The following is a 20,872-nucleotide window of genomic DNA, read 5'->3' as shown; positions in this document are numbered from 1 at the left end:
TAAAAAGAGCAGTTGCTGTTTTCTTGTTGCTTGGATAAAGTGAAACTTCCATCAGTGAACGTTTTTCTCACTGATGGAAAGCCCGCCCAATCGGGCTTTTACGGGCAGTTATCCCCCACCAATCTTCTTTAGAAAAGCGAAAGCGGCTCGCTCAGAATCGCAGGACGTTGGAGCTCCCGAAAGAGAGGTGCTTTTTGCCTCGTCCGAGGGGGCGAAACGACCGGAGATTCTAGCCGCTAGAGCCGGACAACGCTTCTCTCTCAATCTTAAGGTGGGAGTCTTACTGCCCACGAATAGCGGGATAACAAATGATTGAAAAAAGTTTTCCTATATGCAGGAAAACTTTTCACCCTATCAATGATTTTAAATACCGTTTATCAATTAAAGTTTCATGTGATAAAGCTGATAAAAACTCTTCACGTGCTCTTTGTAATTCATGATCCGCTACGCCGTGAAGGTTTACTTCTTTTTCTAATTCATCATGCGTTCGATGAATAGCCTTTTGAATCATAGAAAATTGCAAACCATCCATTAGCGCTTCCTCCTTTAGATTATCGCATAATAGCAAGTATATGCGTTCTAAAGAAGTTTTATACTAATCGCGCGGCGGGCGTTTACCGAAGTACTGATAGTAATCCGTACGAATAAATCCATTAAATAACTTTCGTTTCTTTGATGCATCTTTACCATACCATTTCTCAAATTCTGGATGGCTTGTTAATACATATAAGGACCAAGTATCTAGCGGCCTAAATGCCTGTCCCATCTCCGCATACATTTTTTCAACAAGCGGCTTTTCACTTAAACGCTCTCCGTATGGAGGATTCGTCACAACGTAACCATATTCCTCTTTTGTTGTAAAATCTTTTACTTGCATTTGTTTAAATGTAATAAGATCACCAAGTCCTACTTCATCAGCATTATCTTGTGCAACCTTTACCATACGATGATCAATGTCTGATCCGATAATTTGAAGTGGTTGATCGTAGTTTGCTAAGTCTTCTACTTCTTCACGAGCTTTGCGCCAGTTGTCTTTACCAACCCAACCCCAACCATCAGAAGCAAAATCACGGTTAAAGCCTGGAGCAATATTTTGACCAATTAACGCTGCTTCCATTGGAATTGTTCCAGAACCGCAAAAAGGATCTACAAATGGGCGATCTGGCTTCCAGTTTGTTAGCATAACTAACGAAGCTGCCAACGTTTCTTTTAACGGTGCATCCCCTTGTCCAACGCGGTATCCACGCTTATGAAGACCAACACCACTTGCATCAATTGTTAACGTTGCCACATCTTTTAATAATGCAACTTCAATCCGAAATAGCGGGCCGTTCTCTTCGAACCATGTTGTACGTCTATATGTACTTTTCAATTTTTCAACGACTGCTTTTTTTACGATACTTTGACAGTCCGGCACACTAAATAATGTAGATTTGATCGATTTACCGATAACAGGGAATTCTCCATTTTCCGGAATATAATCGCCCCAATTTAGCGCCTTTGTTTTTTCAAATAATTCATCAAATGTTGTGGCCTTAAATTCACCAACTTTAATTTTCACACGATCCGCTGTACGGAGCCATAAATTACTGCGACAAATAGCCTTTTCGTCTGCTTCAAATATTACTTTTCCATTATCTACCTGGCATTCATAACCGAGATTGCGAACTTCCCTTGCAACAAGTGCTTCAATCCCCATTGCAGCAGTTGCAATTAAAGTAACTTTTCCCATCTTCATTCTCCTCATTAAGTAAAGTAAAACTACTTTTCGTGAACGCTCTTCTCACAAAAAGTTAGTTGAACCAATCGGGTTCATATAGAAGGTTTCATAAAGTGAAACTTTAATCAGTGGGGGTTTTCTTCATCCCCCACTGATTATCAGCCCTCACCAATCGGGCTTTTACGGGCAGTTTATCTCCCGCCTAACTTCTTAAGAAAAGCGGAAGCGGCTCGCTCAGAATCGCAGGACGTTGGAGCACAAGGCGGAGAGGCGCTCTTTGCCTCGTCCGAGGGGGGCGAAACGACCGGAGATTCTAGCCGCTAAAGCTGGACAATGCTTTTGCTGAATTTTGAGGCGGGAGTATTACTGCCCACGAATAGCGGGATAAAATACAAAAAATACCGCCTATTTGAGCGGATTAACCTTCTTTACCATTTTAACTCATACTAGAACACTTCATACAAATAAAAAGCTCTCCTCTTACAAAGGAGAGCTGAACAAACTCATGATTGGTTCATAACGTTCTGTAAGCCATGTTCTGTACCTTTGTACTGCAAACGGCCCACGCCTCGTACTCCGGTGGCAATCATCTATCTACAGAGCAATTGCATCTGTCCTTTCCCATCGTTCATTTCCTTAGGAAAGGTTCCCCTACCAATATTTGGGTTTCTCGCTCGTGGGGTTTACCTCGTTCCACTCCCATCATTTCTTCTGGGACTCCGTCACTGTGGCACTTTAAAGGTAGTCAAACCATATCCCATGGACTTAGGTTCTTTCCCTGCCGTTAATCCAGCTTTACGCCAAATTACCCTAGCTTATGACTTCGCTAGGCACGAACACTACGACCATCTCAGGTCGTGCGAGCATGGACTTTCCTCTACAACAAAGCGTTGCAGCGATTACCCAAACGTTATGACATGAATTAGTATAGTGGAAACATAAACATTTTGCAACGTTTTTTATACGGAAAGTGTTGCAAACTTACTTATTCTCTTCCATTACTCGTACAATTTACTTCCAAATACAGCTTTCTCCAAATTCGACAGACGTTTTAAAATGTCTGTGTTTGTATTGTTATATACTGGTTGCGGAGTAGCAATTGGAGATGGTGCTGGTTGTACTGGCACATTCAATGCTTTTTGTTTTTGTTCTTCCAATTCTTGTTGTAAACGTGCATTCTGCTGCTTTAATTGCTCAACTTCCTTATGAAATGCCTCATAGTCCTTAATAATTAAGTCTAAAAACTTATCAACTTCTTCTTGTTGATATCCTCGCATTCCCGTTTTAAACTCTTTTTCTAAAATATCTTTTGCTGTTAACTTAATTTTATCAGAAATCATTCATTCCACCTCAAGTCTCTTTACCAAAACTTTCATTACTTAAATTTTTTCAGAAACAGTCCATTTTGTCAATCATATATCTTTATTCCACTGCTCTTCTTCTATTATATCTTGTAAATCAGAAAAAAGTATGAAATAACATTGATAATTTTGAGTTTCTGCTTTTTTTCTTCCTATTTCCACCATATACTTAGGACTTCCTGGTTTTTCTTCATCATACATAGCAAGCAAGGCATCACTTTTTTCAATAAAAAATTGATTTTTTAAACGGAATTGCTCTGGGCTTTCATATTTTCGCTTCGTTATACTATCTACATGATCCGCTTGCGAAAGAATGAATTCATAATATTCCCTATTGTTTTCTTTCCAATTTTCTTCCTGCTCTAAAAAGGGGGTAAATATAGCTAATTTTAAATCCGGGTATTCCAATTGCAAATCAAAGACTACTTCAGCTGTCCATAACTCTACTCCTAATTGCCCACTAATAATAACCCATTCTAATCCTTCTTCTAGCAAAGAAAGTAATCTTTTTCGCACAGCTTTTTTTATGTATTCCACACCAGGATGTTCATTTGAAAAAAGACCCATTTCAAATGGTTTATATCCTGTAACAGCTACAACTTTCAATATAAAACGCCCCTTTTCTTTTCAAAAAAAGAACTAGCAATTTGCTAGTTCTAGCATAACACTTACTTTTTAAACATGCCACCTACATTTGGTCCCATGTTAGGTGCTGGTGATACAGCTGGACTCACATTCGGACCAAATGGTGATACTTGACCGCATGGGGCACATCCGCCGAATCCGCCAACTCCAGGGCCAAATCCGCCAACTCCTCCAACTCCAGGGCCGAATCCGCCAACTCCTCCAACTCCAGGACCGAATCCGCCAACTCCTCCAACTCCAGGACCAGGTCCACCAAATCCTCCAACTACAGTTGGCGGAGCAGGTTGTATAACATTCACGCTAGAGTTTGTTTGTGGGAAATAATGCTGCGACTGTACTACTTGGTGGTGAACGTGTTTCATATGCGTTGGATGGATATGAGGTACAACCGTTTTTGAAAATGTGTGTGTTTCACAACATTTTGTTGGATGCACAATTGGAGGTGTTGTTGAAACTGGGCTCAGTCCTCCAAAACAAGGATGACAATGATACATAGTTTTTCTCTCCTCTCACAGTTTGAAAATAACCTTACATCTTACAATATGTGAAAAGAGTAAAAGCCGTTTGTTACAAACACCTATTTCTATATTGGAAATTTGTCTATAAAAATTGTTTAAAGTTTGTGAAAATAAAAACAGTTAATGTAATCATAACAAAAAACAAAAGTAAAATAACTTTCTTCACATTCGTCCTCTCCATATGCGATATTTTTAATGCTACTGTCATTGTAAAATGGATAAGAGGACCGAACAACTCTTTTTCATGATATTTCATATGCAAAATTTGGATATTGATTAGTTCCGTATATCAAAATATCTTAAGACATTCCCCCTTTAACCTTTTATCCCGCATTAACGGGCAGTAAGACCCCCACCTCAAGGTTAAGAGAGAAACGAAGAAGATAGGTGGGGGTCTTACTGCCCGTAAAAGCCCGATTGGTTCACCTAACCATCAGTGGGGGATGAAGAAAACCCACACTGATGGAAGTTTCACTTTATACATATCTTCCTATATAAAGGACTCAAAAAAACTACCCGTATGAGCCCGATTTGTTCAACTAACCTTTCATGAGAAAAACGTCTATGAAAGATTCATTTCATTTCATAAAAAATCCCCCTACTTGTTTAACGATACCGGTAATTTGGTTCATTGTATTCATCATTTGGCCTGCAGTACCCATCATTTTATTAATGTCATAATTTCCGTCAGATGTTTTAAACTGCGACATCAAACTAGAAAATTGACTTGGCTGTTGTTTTGTATAGTTTTGTTTATTCATCATTGGATATGGTGTATGTGGATAAAAAGAAGATTGAATAGGTTGTTTCGGTGGATAAAACATTGGCTGATTCATCTGCGGAAGTTGAAAAGGTTGAAAATAATTATTGTAATTCATATAGTAAGGCCTAAAAGGATACATATTATAACGTAAGTATGGGTCTTGTTCATTCTGATACATATTAGAACTTAAGTATGGGTCCTGTTCATTCTGATACATATTAGAACTTAAGTATGGGTCTTGTTCATTCTGATACATGTTAGAACGTTGAAACATGCATTCTCCCCCCTCTAATGGTTTTCTGTATAGTTTAGAATATGAAATCAAAAAGAAAATGTGTAATTGTCCTATAAGTTGCAAAATTTGATGTGAAGTGCTTTATCTACCGATGAGAAAATCTTTCACCATCCGGACACATGTCAGTAGTTATTCTCTGCTTCTTTTTTCTTTCACTAAAAGTTTAAAATTTGGTGCTTACTGCCATGAGTAGCGAGATAAAGTAATACAAACTCTAATTTTTAAGAAATTTAAATTTTCGAAAAATAAAAAAGTAAGCGTTTGTATGCTACCATTATATAGAAAAGATTCTTATGGGGAGGAATCAACATGGTGTTAGGGGACTTAAAACAAGAATTCGTCATAAAAAAGGGGTATGAACCTGAAGATTTGAATGAGTTACTTGATTTCGCAAGACATTCTTACCTACAAGGAAAAATTTGTTTATCAGAGTATAGAAGTGTAATACGTGAATTAGAAGCAATAGGGGCTACAAAACCAACTTACGAAACAGAAAAAGATATTATAACAGAAGCATAAAAATAAGAGGGGCTTTCCCCTCTTATTACTTACATTGTTCTAAAATATTTTGTAATGTATAATGAATTGCTTGATGCGTTTCAAAAAAACGTTTTCCATTCATTTTCTTCGCAAAGCACTGTAAAGAATTATTTTGTAAATTTGTACATACTTGTTCAATTTGCTGTACATGTATGTATTTAGGCTTTGTACGTTGCAACCAATCCAAAACGAGTTGCTTCCACTCTTCTAAGTTTTGATCCACTACAGATACGAATGGCTTTATATCATGATAAAAGTCAAATTCACATTCTTCACTTTCTCTTTTTTTTATAATTGTTTCATCGTTATACTCAATTAGTTTTTTTGTTAATTCAATCAATGTTGTATATTCCACTATTCCCACCCACTTATATACTAACGGCTACTATTTGAAACGTCTGTACCCAGTTACCTTTCTCTTCATGATTCAATAATTTCGTTTCCATATGCTTCATATGCATTTCCATTACCTCTACTTTATTAACTACAAATTCTCTTTTATCCTTAAGCGCATGATCAACCCTAAGCGACACGTTCATTTCAAGCAAATCAAGAGTATTTAATATCTGATCCATTTTTTTCATTACATCTTCTTTCTGAACCATTTTCATTTTCAACACGCCTCCCTCTTTGCTTTTTCCTTGTCATGTTAATTCGCCAGCTCTGTTTTTACTCCCTGCATGCTTGACAAAACTAGTTGTAATTCGGCAAAGAAAGTGATTTTTTGTATGAAGTTTATGAAAGTGGCAACAATACGAAAGGGAGGTGTCGACATTGGCTAAAAACAAAAATGAAAACAATAAAAAACAACCTCAAAACAAGCAAAATAAACCAGAAACAGGAAATCCAAAATTAGACGGCCCAAATTTCCCTGCAACATAAAGTGAAACTTCCATCAGTGAACGTTTTCCTCACTGATGGAAAGCCCGCCCAACCGGGCTCTTACGGGTGGTTTGATTTCCTCCCCGCTCACACTTCTTACCAACCGTTTGAGCGGGGTAAAGTGAAACTTCCATCAGTGAACGTTTTCCTCACTGATGGTTAGTTGAATCAATCGGGCTCTTACGGGTGGTTTGATTTCCTTCCTGCTCACACTTCTTACCAACCGTTTGAGCGGGGTAAAGTGAAACTTCCATCAGTGAATGTTTTCCTCACTGATGGAAAGCCCGCCCAACCGAGCTTTTACGGGTGGTTTGGTTTATCCCGCTTTCAGCAAAGCGGGATTTTTTTTATTATATCATGAATAGTAAACTCCTCACTTACTTTATTGAAATGCAGGAATTCTGCGCTATTACTTCTAAAATATCTCCTGTTAAAAGAGGCTACTTAATGAAGCAAAGAAATGTAATTGCTTCTGTTTTTGTAAAAACCATTCCGTCATTTCAACTTCTTCTTTCGGTTCTTCAAATAAAAATAGCTTTTCAACATCAACTCCTGGCTGAAACCAATCTTTCTCTGCCTTACGGTGATGGGAAACAACCGAAAATACATCACGAAGCGGCGGCGTATTTGATTCCTTAGATAAAACGAAATATTGTTCATAATCGAATCTTGATCCCGTGTGAACTGTTTGAGAAGAAAATGTATAAAATAACTCCTTAAAAGTTGGATGAAACAACAACCATGCTAATCGTTTTCCTAATTCAATTCTCTTTGTTAATGTTTCAAATTGATGTACAGAAAAACCGTATAATTCCCCAGTTATTGTCGGAAATATTACTGCACTAAAATGAAATAACTCTTGAAATTTAAACATTAATGTTTGAAAAATATGCTTTTGATAAAAAGGATGCTCAATTATCGGTTCTTGAATGATACATTGTTCATTAATAATAAGAGCTGTCATAAGTCGTTCTTCATTTTTTTGATGCCAAAAATGAGACCATTCCCCTTCCATAAATACAGAAACAGAAAACATTTGTAATAAATGAAACAATGACTTTTTCATTCGTTTGCTATATTCGTACAATAACAACTGTGGATACGCATCTAAAAAAATTAGCCAATTTGCACGTTCATATGTAAGAAATAATTGTTTACGCATCTCCTTAGATAAAACTTTCGGATAATATTTTCCTTCTAAATCTGTCATATTCCAGCCTGCATTTCGAGACACCATACTAGCTAAAAACGACCAGCGAATTTCTTTATTACGCTCATAATATTCCTTATAAGCATGCGTACGCGAAATGTTATCAGCATTCGCAAGAAGCGTTTGTTGCTGAATATAATTTACAAGCTCTTTTTCTTCATCCGTATAATAAGAAATCTTCCTTTTATTTTTTATTTCTTCATATTTACTTTGTGCAAACACAACTCTTTCACCTCATATCTATCTAAAAAAATAGCCTATTTTTTATTTTTTTTGATATAATCACCTTTGTAAGTGATTCTATGCAATTTGGAGTGGACAAACTATGACCATTCGTTACCCAAACGGAAGAAAGTATACTCATGCTCAACCAACTCATAACCTGTCACCTATAAGAAAAGATACTTATAGTAACAGAGGGATGTCTCTTGAAGAGGAGCTGAATGAAACAAATCAATATTATTTAACTCACAATATTGCTTGTGTGCATAAAAAGCCGACTCCTCTTCAAATCGTAAAGGTCGATTATCCAAAACGAAGCGCTGCCGTAATTAAAGAAGCGTACTTTAAACAACCTTCTACAACTGATTACAACGGTGTATACAAAGGCAAGTACATTGATTTTGAAGCGAAAGAAACGAAAAATAAAACGAGCTTTCCTTTGCAAAATTTCCATCTTCATCAAATCAAGCATATGAAGGAAGTATTAGCTCATAGCGGAATTGTATTTGTTATTATTAAATTTACTCTTTACGATGAATTTTATTTATTGGAGGCAGAACATATCATTACATTTTGGAATCGACAAGAAGCTGGTGGACGTAAATCCATTACAAAAGAAGAAATAGAAGAGTATGGATACTTATTACAATGCGGTTATCATCCTCGCATTGATTATATTCGCACACTAGACACACTTTATTTTTCGTGATAGAGTCAACAATAAGGCTCATTTTTCGACTTTTGGGGAGAAAATGAAAGGTAGGAGAAAGTATAATGTCAGAAAATTATCGTTCTCGTGAAGAACGAAAACAAGTTCAAAAACAGAAACAAGAACATTCTAAAAAAGAGAAACCAAAGAAAAAGAGTTCTTTTCTACGTAAGTTTCTAATCACTTGCTTATTAATCGGCATTGTGACACTAGTAGCTGGAGTTTCTACTTTCTTTGCTATGGTAAAAGATGCTCCAAAACTAGATAAAGCAAAACTTGTAAATCCATTATCAACAAAAATTTATGATAAAGACAAAAATTTCATATATGAATACGGTGCTGAGAAGCGAACGAATGTCACATATGATCAAGTTCCAAAAGTAGTAGAAAATGCCTTCCTAGCTACAGAAGATTCACGCTTTTACGAGCACAATGGGATTGATTTTAAACGGACTGCGAAAGCGATCTTCGAAAACGTAACAGGTGATTTTGGTTCTCAAGGCGGTAGTACGATTACACAGCAAGTTATTAAAAACTATTTCTTGACAAGAAAAAAAACAGCAGAACGTAAAGTACAAGAGTGGTATTTAGCTTACAAGCTAGAGCAGCAATATTCAAAACATGAAATTCTAGAAATGTACTTAAACAAAATTAACTTAGGTAACCGTTCTTACGGAATTGCAACTGCTGCACAAAATTATTACGGGAAAGAATTAAAAGATTTAAAATTAAACGAAGCAGCGATGCTTGCAGGATTACCACAAGGCCCTAATAATTATGATCCTACAAAACCAGAAAATGTAAAACACGCAACTGAACGACGCGACACAGTATTATATTTAATGAACAGACATGGCTATATTACGAAGCAAGAGATGGACGATGCAAAGAAAATCCCGGTAACAGAAGGTCTTAAGCCATCTCAAGAAGCAACGCAAATGCCATACCAAGGATTTATAGATGCTGCTGTAAAAGAAGTTGAAGCAGAAATTAAAGATGTGAACATTGGTTCTGACGGTCTTAGTATCTATACAACATTAGATCCAAAAGCTCAGGATTATGCGGATAAAATATTGAACACAGAAGAAATCATTAACTACCCGGATGAAAAATTCCAAGGGGCATTCGTATTTATGGATACGGAAACAAGTGAAGTTCGTGCACTGGGCGGCGGACGCGGTGAAAATAAAGCAACATTTAAAGGTCACAATTTGGCTGTTGACTCAGAACGTCAAGTAGGTTCTACAATGAAGCCAATTTTTGACTATGGTCCTGCTATTGAATACCAACAATGGTCCACATATCATCAAGTTGACGATTCACCTTATAAATATTCAGGAGGACAAGAGGTTCGAAATTTTGACAACGGTCATAAAGGCATGATGTCGATGCGTGATGCATTATCACAGTCTCGTAACGTACCTGCTGTAAAAACGGCTAAAGATGTCGGTTTAGATAAAGCAAAAGATTTTGCTGAAGGACTTGGTATAAAATTTGGAAAAGATGGTGTAGTTGAATCAACAGCAATCGGAAGTAATTATGCATCCCCTCTTGATATTGCTGGTGCATATGCATCATTCGCAAGTGGTGGTGTATATCATAAACCACATTTCGTCACAAAAGTTGTATATCCTGACGGGAAAGAAGTAAACTTTACACCAAAAGGAAAACGAGTGATGAAAGATTCTACGGCATATATGATTACGGATATGATGCGTAGTGTTGTATCATCTGGTACTGGTAAAGCAGCAAATATCCCTTCATTAGACGTTGCAGGTAAAACAGGAACAACAAACTATGATGCGAAAAAATTACGTGAATATGGTTTCCCTGAAACCGCAAGCCCTGATAGTTGGTTTGCAGGTTATACACCACAATATACGATGGCTGTATGGACAGGATATAATAAACAAAGTGAAGGCTATATTGACAAAAATTCATCACCTATCGCACAGCGTATGTTTAAAGCGATGATGAGTAAATTTGGAAGTGATACATCTCGCTTTGAAATGCCAAGTAGTGTAGATCGCATAGGTAACGAACTTTATGTTAAAGGTGCGAAAAAAGATGATGTTCCAAAAATTAATGTAGATGCACCAGCTGGAATCACTCCATCGTATGATGCTGCATCGCAGACTATATCATTAAGTTGGTCTGCTTCATCTGATTCAGACGTATCATACTCTCTAAGCTATAAAGGTAGTGACGGGTCTAGCGGCAGTCCAAAAATAAGTGGTACAAGCGCAACCATTAGCGGCGCAAAACCTGGTGTTACTTATACAATCACTCTTGTTTCGAAAAAGAGCGGTAGCTCTAGTGATCCCGTAACAGTAACGTATGTAGTGCCTGGCGGCGATGCGAAGAAACAAACTGATGAAGACACAGCTAAGAAAAAGGCTGAAGATGACGCTAAGAAAAAAGCTGAAGATGATGCTAAGAAAGCTGAAGATGCAGCTAAGAAAGCTGAAGATGATGCTAAGAAAGCTGAAGATGACGCTAAGAAAAAAGCTGAAGATGATGCTAAGAAGAAAGCTGAACAAGATAAACAAAATCAAAACCAAAATAACGGAAATACCACACCGGGAGGAGGAACCACTCCAAATCCTCCGAATCCGAACCCAAATCCACCAGGTACACATTAATAAAAAAGAAGCCATTTTCTCTACCGAGAAGATGGCTTCTTTTGCATAATGAGTACTCTTACATATAATTTTTCCAATTCTTCATATAACTGTGTCAGCTGAATAAAAGAATGATAATGATCTGGCTGTTTCATAATAAACAAAAAACGCTCCATAAAGTTAACTGGCTTTTGTTCTAGCCTTTCTATTTGTTCCTTCATATTCTGTAAACTGACAACAGGTGTTCCATTCATCCAGTGTAAAATAGATAAAAGATGTCCTGCAAATCGCACCATCGGATCTTTCGCTTCTTTTTTGTTTCGATTTCGAAATAACATAGAAATCTCTTCTTTTTGTTCTTTCCATAAGCCTAACACAGTAGGAATGCTCATTTCTATCTCATTCCATGGCTTATATCCCTGCTCAATATCAAAGAAAAAGCACGTCTCTTCTAAAAGCTCTCCAAATGATTTCTCTGCATTGTATTCAATAACAGTCTCTTCTTCAAAGAAAGGTCTGCACTGAAAATGATTCGGTATTTCAAGTACTTTCTTCATTTCTTTTCCTTCTCCCTCATGCGCTTCTTACCTTCACGGCATAAATCTAGCAACTTGCATTCTTCGCACTGAGGACGCTGTGCTTTACAATGATAACGTCCAAAGAAAATCATACGATGATGTGTCACACCCCACTCTTCCATCGGTACTTTCTTCATGAGCGTCTTCTCTACTTCTAACACTGAATCTTTCCATTTACAAAGAGCAAGTCGTTTACTAACGCGCTCTACGTGCGTATCAACGGCAATTGCTGGAACACCAAATGCAACAGAGACAACAACGTTTGCTGTTTTTCGGCCTACACCTGGTAAATTCGTTAATTCATCTCGATCTTGCGGCACCTCTCCGTCATATTCATCAATAAGCATACGACATAACTTTTGAATATTTTTCGCTTTATTTCTGTACAAACCAATAGAACGAATATCTTGCTGCAATTCTTCTAAAGACACCTTTAAATAATCTTCTGGTGTTTTATATTTCTGAAATAAACTTTTTGTCACTTTATTTACAAGAACATCTGTGCATTGTGCAGATAAGGCAACCGCAATAACAAGTTCAAATGCGTTATCATGATTCAATTCACAATGCGCTTCTGGATACATCTCTCCCATTACATCGAGACAATGTCTAATTTGTGTTTTATTTAGCATTATTTCCTCCTGCCATTACTGCTCAAGCCAATTATAAAATGGTACTTTTCCAGTATACTTCGTTTCTTGACGTGATACTTGCGGATTCCGCTGTTGATTTTCTCTAAATTTCCGCCCTTGATTCTGTGCTTGATCCACCGTTTTAATTCCGTTCTTCTTCCATTCAAACAATATACGATCAATATAACGAAAGTTCAATTTTCCGCTCATAACGGCTTCACGAAGGGCAGTTTGAATTAAAAGTGGATCGTGATGATCTTGATCTTGCCACATCGCTAACGTCTCACACTCAAATGGAGATAAGGGTCTGCCAAATTCATGCTCAAATACTGTATATAAGTTGATTTGTAATTGTTTTTGTTCTCGCTCTTCCTCTTCAATATTTTCACTCATTAAAAAATGTAATATTTTTTCCCAAAGAGGCTGTAGTGAGTAACTTTCACAAATCATTGCCGCAGATTTCTGCCCTCCTTCTAACGCTAAAAAACCTTTTTGAATTAACGCTTGAATAATTTCCATACACTTTGTTTGTGTAATGGTCATCCGCTCTGCAATTTCTCCTGGTGTCGGGAAAGAGTTTCCTGATTCTAAAAATGTATGGACATGCAACAGTACCATAAACTCAATTTCATTTAAACCAAGTTTTTTGTAATGCATCATTAATAATTTTGGAATCGCAATACTACCTTGTTCAAACCACTCCAACATGATTTTCTTCTTCATACTCAAACACCTCAATTTCTAGTATAACACACCTTCTTATATTTCTTTTTGACACAATTCGTCAAAAAAACCTCCCTTTTACATAGGGAGGTATCATTTGAACTATCTACTCGTATCGAGTAAACAGTTGGCAGAAGTTGAAATGAAAGAACTACACTTAGCCTTTCATTTTGTTATTCATAAATGTATGGATACGTTCTAATGCTTTCTCCAATTGTTCAAGTGAAGTCGCATATGATAAACGAACGTTGTTCGGTGCACCGAATCCTGTTCCTGGAACGAGAGCAACTTTTTCTTCTTCTAACAATGCTTTTGCCCATTCATCAACTGTTTCATAACCAGCTAATGCGACTGCTTCTTTTACATTTGGGAATAAATAGAACGCTCCTTGTGGTTTAATACAAGAGAACCCAGGAATTTGAATCAACTTGTCATACACAATATTTAATCGCTCTTCAAATGCTCTGCGCATCATTTCTACAGGTTGTTGATCACCAGCATAAGCAGCAATCGTTCCGTACTGCGCAATTGAAGTAGGGTTTGACGTACTGTGACTCGCTAAGTTCGTCATTGCCTTAATAAGTTCTTTATTACCTGCTGCATAGCCAATGCGCCATCCTGTCATCGAATGCGATTTTGATACACCGTTAATAATAAGCGTTTGTTCTTGTAATTCGTTAGAAAGCTGAGCAATTGATGTATACTCTGCATCGCCATAAATTAATTTCTCATAAATTTCATCAGAAACGATTAAAATGTCATGCGCTAAGCATACTTGCCCAAGCTGCTGCAACTCATCTTTACTATAAATCATCCCTGTTGGGTTGCTAGGTGAGTTAATAATTACTGCTTTCGTTTTCTCTGTAATTACTTGACGTAATTGCTCAGGTGTAATTTTGTAATGATTTTCTTCCAATCCATCTACATATATCGGCTCACCACCTGCAAGCTTTACTTGCTCTGGATAGCTTACCCAGTACGGAGTTGGAATAATAACTTCATCACCTTCATCAAGTAACACTTGAAACAACGTATATAAAGCGTGTTTTGCACCGTTACAAACAATAATTTGAGATGGTTCATAAGATATGCCTTGGTCACGCTCAAATTTTTTGATAATTTCTTGCTTTAGCGCAGCTAATCCACCTGTAGGTGTATATTTCGTATAACCTTCTAACATTGCTTTATAAGCAGCATCTATAATATGCGCTGGCGTATTAAAGTCAGGCTCTCCTGCTCCTAAGCCAATCACATCATGTCCTTCCGCTTTTAACGCTTGTGCCTTTGCTGTAATTTCTAACGTTGAAGATGGTGTTAGAGTAGCTACTCGCTTCGCTAATTTCATCCTGAGTTCCCCCTGCACTTATTTTTCAATACTATATCGTTTTAAAAACTTACCATCTTGAAAGGCAAGATAATAGTAAGTATAACGATTTTCATCATCAATATATGTAACTTCCCATAATGGAACATTGTTTTCAGCGCCTAATTTTGCTTTGACGAATTCCTTTGGCTTTCGTTCTTTTGCAACAATTTGCAATGCTTCTTTTTCAGAGATACCTTCGCTCGCTTTTTGCACCAAAATATCTCCTTTTTTCTCAGGCACCCAAACGATATATTGTTCTCCTTTTTCATTCACACCTTGTACAACTTCATATGGAGTTTGACCGTTATAATAATCGATTTTTGTTACTTTTGTGAGTTTTGCTTTTTCCTTTGCAACCTCAACTGTTTTCGATTCTTTCGGAATTTTTTTCTCCATAGTCGTACTATAAATGTGCCCCCCGTATAAAACAACTGCAACGATTACAATGAAAATTGACAAAATCCACTTTTTCATGTTATCACTACGTTCTGTAAATCGTAAATATTGCTGTCTCTTTTTCATTTTCGTCTAATGCTAATCCGAACATCAGATCTTTTTCTTTTAATGTTCGATTTAAACTATCAACAACCTTATATAAATCCGACGTGTATGCCAGACGCGTCGTTGATAGTACTTCGATTTTCTTCTCCATGAAAACTCCTCCGTTACACAAAATTTCTAATTATAGAAGAACGCATTGCGGTTACAATAAGGGTACATTCTTTCAAACCCCTGCTTCATCACCCATCTATTATAGCAGGACATGTTCTTCAAAAAAAGAGCTGAAGTCGAAAACCAATGTATTTCTATATTTAATGTAAGAAAAAACAAAAATTCCTCCTACCCACATATTACGCCTGAAGCAAATTTGCTTCAGGCGTTAACTTTTACTCATAACTTTATCCCAGGCCCCTCTACTGATGGAAATTCCACTCTTACTCCATTTTTTTGATTAAATCGTCTAATGGTCCTTCATACAGCGGGATGCTTGGAATCGATTGAAGAAATCGTTTTCCGTAAAAAGATGCAGTAAGACGACGATCTAGCACAAACACTGTTCCTGTATCCGCCGTTGTACGAATAAGACGTCCGAACCCTTGTTTAAAACGAAGAATTGCTTGCGGCAGAGCAAGTTGTGTAAATGGATCTTCTCCCTTTTCTTTTAATCGCTCACTTTTCGCTTGCATCATTGGTTGATGCGGTGATGTGAACGGAAGACGTACAATGACAAGACAACTTAACGCTTCTCCTGGTATGTCAATCCCTTCCCAAAAACTGCTTGTCCCTAATAAAATCGCCTTTTCAAACTCTTGAAACTTTCGAATCATTCGGCTGCGACTACGGTTATGAACACTTTGTGTTAGTAACAAAAATTCTTCTAATTCATCTTCCTTCTTCAATACTTCAAATACATCTTTTAACATTTCATATGATGTAAATAAAACAAGCATTCGACCATTTGTAGTTTTTGCAATTTTCATAATATGTTCAGAAACTGCTCTTACATACTCTGCTTCACTCACATGTTTAATATGGGGAACATCTGTTGAAATCATTAACTTTACTTTCTCTTCATAATGAAATGGTGATGGAATCGCTACTGTATTTGGTGTAAAGTCCTCTAACCCAAGCTCTGCTTCTATATAATCAAACGTATCATTTACAGTTAAAGTGGCTGAAGTAAAAATTACGCTTCGTTTCCGTGCCAAAAATTGATCAGCAAATAAATCACTGATATTTACTGGCTGTGCGTATAGAATAGTCGAATGAATGGTTCCTTTCGTTTCAGCCTCCATCCATGTCACATAACTCATTTCTTCTAAAATAAGCGTACGTAAAGATTGGGTCATTTTAGAAAGAGCTTCAGTAAGGTGCACAAACTCTCCCGTAATCATATGCATTTCCCATTCACTTTGGTTTTGCAACATCTCACCCTGTTTTTCTAATAACATAAGTACTCGCCCTAACTGGTGTACAAAGCGGTCTGTTAATTCAACAATACTGCGCCAAAGCTTTCCTCTTTCTTTATTCGCATGATAACGATACATAAGCGGTATATTTCCAGCGGCATGTTCCTGCTTTGTTTTTTGAAATATAAACGTACGCAGCATATGAAAGAGCTCATCTGCATCAAATTTTATTTCTTTTAACATATGATTAATCGTTTGAAAAGTAGAGCGTACAGCAATTTGCGATTGCTTCATCATGTCATACACTTTCGTTAACACATTAGATGTTTCTAACGTACCAAGTCGGGATAAGACGAGTTGAAAATACATACAAGAAAATTGCTCTCCTAACGCTTTACTTGCCGTTTCTTCAAGATGGTGCGCTTCATCAAAAATAATATGTTCACATGAAGCAAGCAATGGTTCGCTACTTACAAAATCCTGAAATAACAAAGTGTGATTTGTGACTACAACATCTGCAAATAACGCTTTGTTTTTTGCACGTTGATAAAAACAGCGACTAAACCAAGTACTTTGCATCCTACTTGGACTATGAGCATCACTACAAATTCGCTCCCACAATAGCTTCCCGCCAGCTGGAATATTCAGCTCATCTCGATCTCCTGTTTCTGTATCAAGGAGCCATACTAAAATTTTCGCTTTCGTTAATGCATTATCATAATTGTTTTCCATTTCACCCAATGCATGCTCAAATTTATGTAGACACAAATAATGCTTTCTTCCTTTTAACATTGCTACTTCAAACGGAAACGAAAGTATTGTTTTCAGCAATGGGATTTCCTTTGCTAAAATTTGTTGCTGCAGCTGCACAGTTTGTGTACTTATGACTACCGGCTGCTCTTTTTCTTTCGCATAAAAAATACTAGGGAGTAAATATGCTAATGTTTTCCCCGTACCTGTTCCCGCTTCAATTAACGAAAAACGGGAGTCTTGAAGCGCTTCGTAAACCTCATTTATCATCACTTGCTGCCCTTCTCTTTTTTCAAAAGACGGCATTACTTCCCTTAAACGGTTCATTGTTTCTGTTAGAAAAGAAGAAAAATCAGTAGGAGAATCATCTCCAATCTGCAATGTATAATTACGTTTACCTAAAGCAATATTTCTATGAATGTCATATTGTTTCTCATCATCTGACCCATGTATCATTTTATTCAAAATACACGCAGACATAATATCTCCAATGTTACTTTGAAACATATCACTCAACTCATATAGCGATTGCAACGTAACGAGTGGCAAGCTTTCCATTTTAGAAAGTAATTGTAAAAATATCTCTGCTGTTACCATTGCATCACTATCAGCACGATGGGGCTGATCATGGTCAAAACCATATCTTTTTGCTAAATCACGTAATTTATAACTATCAGCTGTCGGCAATAAAATATGTGCCAGTTCAACTGTATCAATTTTCGAACATGTTACTTCTGAGAATCCAGCTTGCCGTAATTCCTCTTCCAAAAAATTCCAATCGAAATGAACGTTATGCGCAACAAAGTACGCACCTTGTAATAGTTCCATAATCATCGGCGCCACATCTCGGAATAACGGAGCTTGTTTCACAAGTGTTTCATCAATCCCCGTCAATTCTGTAATAAATGGCGGAATGTCCCGTTCGGGGTTTACAAAAGAAGAGAAAATTTCAAGAATTTCTCCATCCTCTACAACAACTGCTGCAATTTGAGTAATTCTATCTTTCCCATCTTTCCAGGCATTCCCTGTCGTTTCTAAATCGACTACGACATAACGCTTACTCATCAATGACACCTCAATTTCTTACCTTTGCACAACAAAATTTCTATAGTGTTACTATACCACGTTTTCCTTCATCTTAATGAAAAGATACGAAAAATGAAATGATTTTGCTTTACCATAAGAAAAGCTATCTCTTTTGCAGAGATAGCTTTTCTTATACATTATAAAATCGTGCCTGCTTTTTCCGCTCCAAGCATTTCCACAATTTGATTATTATCATCTAAAACAGCAATTTTCGGGATGTGTGTTAGTACCTTCTCTTCTGAAACGAGTCCGTAACAAATAATAATAACTTTATCCCCTGGTTGAACAAGGCGGGCCGCTGCACCATTTAAACAAATGACACCCGTACCGCGTTCTCCTTTTATAACATATGTTTCTAAACGTGCACCATTATTATTGTTCACAATTTGTACTTTCTCATTTTCCACAATCCCTACTGCGTCCATTAAATCTTCGTCAATTGTAATACTTCCTACATAATTTAAATTTGCTTCTGTTACTGTACCACGGTGTAACTTCGCTCTCATCATTGTGCGAAACATCGTTGCTCCCCCTTATTGAACCGTAAATGTAATATTATCAATTAGTCGTGCATTTTCAAACTTTACAGCAATTGCAATAATCATGCGTCCGTTTATTCGCTGGGCCTCAGTTAAATCTGGATACGCATATATATCAGCATAATCGACAACACCATGTGTATTCATTTCAATATATTCCTTAATGAAGTTCGTAATCTTTTCTGGACTACGTTCTCCTTTAGCAATTTGCTCTTTTGCCATACATAAACTTTTATATAAATGCGGTGCTTCTTGGCGTTCCCTTTCTGATAAGTAAACGTTACGAGAACTGCGTGCTAATCCATCCTCTTCCCTTACAATATCCACTGACACAATTGTAACAGGAACATTATAATCACCAACAAATCCCTCAATAACTGCTACTTGCTGTGCGTCTTTCATCCCAAAATAGGCATGATTTGGCATTGTAATATTGAAAAGTTTCATCAATACCGTTACAACGCCAGCAAAATGACCAGGTCGCTGCTTTCCGCATAAAACATCTGTGCGCTTCATGACTTCAATATTCGTTGTTCGCTCTGCTGGATACATTTCTTCAACACTTGGATAAAATAAATAATCCACTTCTACTTCACGCGCTAAACGCTCATCACGCTCAATATCACGCGGATAACGATCTAAATCTTCATTCGGTCCAAATTGCAACGGATTTACAAATATACTTAACATAACAACATCATTTTCTTTTTTCGCTTGTCTCAGTAACGTCAAATGCCCTTCATGCAAATATCCCATCGTTGGAACGAATCCAACTTTTTTTCCACTTGCGCGAAGCTCACTTGCGATTTGCTGCATCTCTTGCACTGTTGTAATAATATTCATTACTGTTTTCCTCCGTATAACGCTAAGCATTCTTCTTCTTTCATCGTAAACGAATGTGCTTTCTCTGGAAATTGTCTCAGCTTTACTTCATGAACATATTGTCCAATCCCTCTTACAATTTCTTCTTGTACAGACGTATATTGCTTCACAAATTTCGGAACACGATCCACACCATACGTAATCAGATCGTGATAGACAAGAACTTGACCATCCGTTTTATTACCAGCGCCAATACCGATAGTCGGAATCAATAATTGATTTGTTACAAGTTCTGCTAATTGCATCGGTACACACTCTAATACAAGTGCAATTGCTCCTGCCTCTTCGCACTTTTTGGCATCTTCAAGCAATTTTTTCGCACTTTCTGCATCTTTCCCTTGCACTTTGTAGCCACCTAGCACACCGACAGATTGCGGAGTTAATCCAAGATGAGCTACAACTGGAACACCTGCATTCGTAAGGAAACGAATGATTGATACCACTTCATCTGCTCCTTCAACTTTTACAGCATGCGCACCGCTTTCTTGTATAATGCGGCGTGCGTTATGCATTGTTTCTTGCAGCGAAACGTGATAAGACATAAATGGCATATCCGTTACAACAAATGTATGTTTCGCACCGCGGCGCACTGCTTTTGTATGATGAATCATATCATCAACTGTTACTGGAATTGTTGAATCATAGCCGAGCACAACCATTCCAAGCGAGTCTCCAACTAAAATCATATCAACTGCTGCTTCTTCAGCAAACTTTGCTGATGGATAATCATACGCAGTGACCATCGCAATCGGCTCATTTTGTTCTTTCATTTTCAAAAAATCCGTCACAGTTTTCACAAATTTCTCCTCCTGTACCTGGAGAGAGGAGATGACCGGATGAAAAAACATATAAAAAACCCTTCTGACCATAAAAAAGGCAGAAGGGTAGTATCATTCGGTAATATTCATCCCTCTGTCCCA

The 20,872-nt window shown here is 37.2% G+C and carries 22 protein-coding genes and 1 other RNA gene; 3 read left to right on the top strand and 20 right to left on the bottom strand.

Annotated features, from left to right (window positions below; all coding sequences use genetic code 11):
* Nucleotides 1–346 precede the first annotated feature (346 nt).
* The 7 genes from MR076_RS03120 to MR076_RS03090 all read right to left on the bottom strand — a co-directional run bounded on the left by MR076_RS03120 (nt 347) and on the right by MR076_RS03090 (nt 5,281).
* Nucleotides 347–532, bottom strand: a complete 186-nt coding sequence (locus MR076_RS03120; protein ID WP_242217469.1) for a DUF3921 family protein — start codon at nt 530–532, stop codon at nt 347–349.
* 63 nt (nt 533–595) lie between these two features.
* Entirely contained in the window at nt 596–1,732 is a 1,137-nt protein-coding gene (locus tag MR076_RS03115) for a THUMP domain-containing class I SAM-dependent RNA methyltransferase (RefSeq protein WP_242217467.1), read from the bottom strand.
* A 510-nt stretch (nt 1,733–2,242) separates the two neighbouring features.
* Nucleotides 2,243–2,631: RNase P RNA component class B (gene rnpB, locus MR076_RS03110), an RNA gene on the bottom strand.
* An 87-nt stretch (nt 2,632–2,718) separates the two neighbouring features.
* A complete protein-coding gene (gene gpsB / locus MR076_RS03105; RefSeq protein ID WP_242217465.1) occupies nt 2,719–3,060 on the bottom strand; it encodes a cell division regulator GpsB in 342 nt (113 codons plus the stop codon).
* 72 nt (nt 3,061–3,132) lie between these two features.
* Nucleotides 3,133–3,687, bottom strand: coding sequence for an SLOG family protein (locus MR076_RS03100; RefSeq protein ID WP_242217463.1), 555 nt, complete (start codon nt 3,685–3,687; stop codon nt 3,133–3,135).
* A gap of 62 nt (nt 3,688–3,749) precedes the next feature.
* Nucleotides 3,750–4,220: a CotD family spore coat protein gene (locus tag MR076_RS03095; protein WP_242217461.1), complete on the bottom strand. Its 471-nt coding sequence runs from the start codon at nt 4,218–4,220 to the stop codon at nt 3,750–3,752.
* 602 nt (nt 4,221–4,822) lie between these two features.
* Nucleotides 4,823–5,281, bottom strand: coding sequence for a YppG family protein (locus tag MR076_RS03090; RefSeq protein ID WP_396021642.1), 459 nt, complete (start codon nt 5,279–5,281; stop codon nt 4,823–4,825).
* A gap of 330 nt (nt 5,282–5,611) precedes the next feature.
* Here MR076_RS03090 and MR076_RS03085 point away from each other — a divergent pair, with 330 nt between their 5' ends.
* Nucleotides 5,612–5,821: a YppF family protein gene (locus MR076_RS03085; RefSeq protein ID WP_242217459.1), complete on the top strand. Its 210-nt coding sequence runs from the start codon at nt 5,612–5,614 to the stop codon at nt 5,819–5,821.
* A gap of 25 nt (nt 5,822–5,846) precedes the next feature.
* Here MR076_RS03085 and MR076_RS03080 read toward each other — a convergent pair whose 3' ends face one another.
* From MR076_RS03080 to MR076_RS03070, 3 genes are all read right to left on the bottom strand, one after another.
* Nucleotides 5,847–6,197, bottom strand: coding sequence for a YppE family protein (locus tag MR076_RS03080; protein ID WP_242217457.1), 351 nt, complete (start codon nt 6,195–6,197; stop codon nt 5,847–5,849).
* A gap of 13 nt (nt 6,198–6,210) precedes the next feature.
* Nucleotides 6,211–6,453 carry a hypothetical protein gene (locus MR076_RS03075; RefSeq protein WP_242217455.1) on the bottom strand — a complete coding sequence of 81 codons (243 nt, stop codon included), beginning with the start codon at nt 6,451–6,453 and terminating at the stop codon, nt 6,211–6,213.
* Nucleotides 6,454–7,154: 701 nt separating this feature from the next.
* Nucleotides 7,155–8,156, bottom strand: coding sequence for a DUF2515 domain-containing protein (locus MR076_RS03070; RefSeq protein WP_242217453.1), 1,002 nt, complete (start codon nt 8,154–8,156; stop codon nt 7,155–7,157).
* A gap of 103 nt (nt 8,157–8,259) precedes the next feature.
* On the opposite strand from MR076_RS03070, the gene recU reads away from it, so the two are divergent.
* Both recU and MR076_RS03060 read left to right on the top strand, forming a co-directional pair.
* On the top strand, nt 8,260–8,865 hold the full coding sequence (gene recU, locus MR076_RS03065; protein ID WP_242217451.1) for a Holliday junction resolvase RecU: 606 nt from the start codon (nt 8,260–8,262) through the stop codon (nt 8,863–8,865).
* Between the two features lie 65 nt (nt 8,866–8,930).
* Nucleotides 8,931–11,507, top strand: coding sequence for a transglycosylase domain-containing protein (locus MR076_RS03060; RefSeq protein ID WP_242217449.1), 2,577 nt, complete (start codon nt 8,931–8,933; stop codon nt 11,505–11,507).
* Nucleotides 11,508–11,527: 20 nt separating this feature from the next.
* On the opposite strand, the gene MR076_RS03055 is transcribed toward MR076_RS03060, so the two are convergent.
* The 10 genes from MR076_RS03055 to panB form a co-directional block, all read right to left on the bottom strand.
* Entirely contained in the window at nt 11,528–12,043 is a 516-nt protein-coding gene (locus tag MR076_RS03055) for a YpoC family protein (RefSeq protein WP_242217447.1), read from the bottom strand.
* Nucleotides 12,040–12,696, bottom strand: a complete 657-nt coding sequence (gene nth, locus MR076_RS03050) for an endonuclease III (protein WP_242217445.1) — start codon at nt 12,694–12,696, stop codon at nt 12,040–12,042. Before nth ends, MR076_RS03055 begins: the two co-directional genes overlap by 4 nt.
* Nucleotides 12,697–12,711: 15 nt before the next feature.
* Nucleotides 12,712–13,419 (bottom strand): DNA replication protein DnaD, encoded by a 708-nt coding sequence (dnaD, locus tag MR076_RS03045; protein WP_242217444.1) that lies wholly within the window; start codon nt 13,417–13,419, stop codon nt 12,712–12,714.
* A gap of 157 nt (nt 13,420–13,576) precedes the next feature.
* On the bottom strand, nt 13,577–14,764 hold the full coding sequence (locus tag MR076_RS03040; protein ID WP_242217442.1) for a pyridoxal phosphate-dependent aminotransferase: 1,188 nt from the start codon (nt 14,762–14,764) through the stop codon (nt 13,577–13,579).
* A gap of 18 nt (nt 14,765–14,782) precedes the next feature.
* Nucleotides 14,783–15,259, bottom strand: a complete 477-nt coding sequence (locus tag MR076_RS03035; protein ID WP_242217440.1) for a cell wall elongation regulator TseB-like domain-containing protein — start codon at nt 15,257–15,259, stop codon at nt 14,783–14,785.
* A gap of 7 nt (nt 15,260–15,266) precedes the next feature.
* Entirely contained in the window at nt 15,267–15,437 is a 171-nt protein-coding gene (locus MR076_RS03030; protein WP_020059573.1) for a YpmA family protein, read from the bottom strand.
* A gap of 283 nt (nt 15,438–15,720) precedes the next feature.
* The gene (gene dinG, locus MR076_RS03025; protein ID WP_242217438.1) at nt 15,721–18,510 is read right to left on the bottom strand and encodes an ATP-dependent DNA helicase DinG; all 2,790 of its coding nucleotides are present in this window, start codon (nt 18,508–18,510) and stop codon (nt 15,721–15,723) included.
* Between the two features lie 158 nt (nt 18,511–18,668).
* The gene (gene panD / locus MR076_RS03020; protein WP_020059575.1) at nt 18,669–19,052 is read right to left on the bottom strand and encodes an aspartate 1-decarboxylase; all 384 of its coding nucleotides are present in this window, start codon (nt 19,050–19,052) and stop codon (nt 18,669–18,671) included.
* Between the two features lie 12 nt (nt 19,053–19,064).
* Entirely contained in the window at nt 19,065–19,913 is an 849-nt protein-coding gene (gene panC, locus MR076_RS03015; protein WP_242217435.1) for a pantoate--beta-alanine ligase, read from the bottom strand.
* Complete coding sequence (gene panB, locus MR076_RS03010) at nt 19,913–20,749, bottom strand: 3-methyl-2-oxobutanoate hydroxymethyltransferase (protein WP_242217434.1); 837 nt, start codon at nt 20,747–20,749, stop codon at nt 19,913–19,915. The genes panC and panB overlap by 1 nt, the downstream gene beginning before the upstream one ends.
* Nucleotides 20,750–20,872: the final 123 nt, after the last annotated feature.

Source organism: Bacillus cereus group sp. BfR-BA-01380 (assembly GCF_022663535.1).
GTDB lineage: Bacteria > Bacillota > Bacilli > Bacillales > Bacillaceae_G > Bacillus_A > Bacillus_A cereus_BB.
The sequence above is the reverse complement of the archived record's forward strand: the minus strand, read 5'-3'. Positions and strand labels throughout refer to the sequence as shown.

What these genes read in the sequence shown, in the direction of transcription:
- MR076_RS03120 (WP_242217469.1), bottom strand. Translation starts at nt 532, where the DNA reads ATGGATGGTTTGCAATTTTCTATGATTCAAAAGGCTATTCATCGAACG.
- MR076_RS03115 (WP_242217467.1), bottom strand. Translation starts at nt 1,732, where the DNA reads ATGGGAAAAGTTACTTTAATTGCAACTGCTGCAATGGGGATTGAAGCA.
- gpsB (WP_242217465.1), bottom strand. Translation starts at nt 3,060, where the DNA reads ATGATTTCTGATAAAATTAAGTTAACAGCAAAAGATATTTTAGAAAAA.
- MR076_RS03095 (WP_242217461.1), bottom strand. Translation starts at nt 4,220, where the DNA reads ATGTATCATTGTCATCCTTGTTTTGGAGGACTGAGCCCAGTTTCAACA.
- MR076_RS03090 (WP_396021642.1), bottom strand. Translation starts at nt 5,281, where the DNA reads ATGTTTCAACGTTCTAACATGTATCAGAATGAACAAGACCCATACTTA.
- MR076_RS03085 (WP_242217459.1), top strand. Translation starts at nt 5,612, where the DNA reads ATGGTGTTAGGGGACTTAAAACAAGAATTCGTCATAAAAAAGGGGTAT.
- MR076_RS03075 (WP_242217455.1), bottom strand. Translation starts at nt 6,453, where the DNA reads ATGAAAATGGTTCAGAAAGAAGATGTAATGAAAAAAATGGATCAGATA.
- recU (WP_242217451.1), top strand. Translation starts at nt 8,260, where the DNA reads ATGACCATTCGTTACCCAAACGGAAGAAAGTATACTCATGCTCAACCA.
- MR076_RS03060 (WP_242217449.1), top strand. Translation starts at nt 8,931, where the DNA reads ATGTCAGAAAATTATCGTTCTCGTGAAGAACGAAAACAAGTTCAAAAA.
- MR076_RS03055 (WP_242217447.1), bottom strand. Translation starts at nt 12,043, where the DNA reads ATGAAGAAAGTACTTGAAATACCGAATCATTTTCAGTGCAGACCTTTC.
- nth (WP_242217445.1), bottom strand. Translation starts at nt 12,696, where the DNA reads ATGCTAAATAAAACACAAATTAGACATTGTCTCGATGTAATGGGAGAG.
- dnaD (WP_242217444.1), bottom strand. Translation starts at nt 13,419, where the DNA reads ATGAAGAAGAAAATCATGTTGGAGTGGTTTGAACAAGGTAGTATTGCG.
- MR076_RS03040 (WP_242217442.1), bottom strand. Translation starts at nt 14,764, where the DNA reads ATGAAATTAGCGAAGCGAGTAGCTACTCTAACACCATCTTCAACGTTA.
- MR076_RS03035 (WP_242217440.1), bottom strand. Translation starts at nt 15,259, where the DNA reads ATGAAAAAGTGGATTTTGTCAATTTTCATTGTAATCGTTGCAGTTGTT.
- MR076_RS03030 (WP_020059573.1), bottom strand. Translation starts at nt 15,437, where the DNA reads ATGGAGAAGAAAATCGAAGTACTATCAACGACGCGTCTGGCATACACG.
- dinG (WP_242217438.1), bottom strand. Translation starts at nt 18,510, where the DNA reads ATGAGTAAGCGTTATGTCGTAGTCGATTTAGAAACGACAGGGAATGCC.
- panD (WP_020059575.1), bottom strand. Translation starts at nt 19,052, where the DNA reads ATGTTTCGCACAATGATGAGAGCGAAGTTACACCGTGGTACAGTAACA.
- panC (WP_242217435.1), bottom strand. Translation starts at nt 19,913, where the DNA reads ATGAATATTATTACAACAGTGCAAGAGATGCAGCAAATCGCAAGTGAG.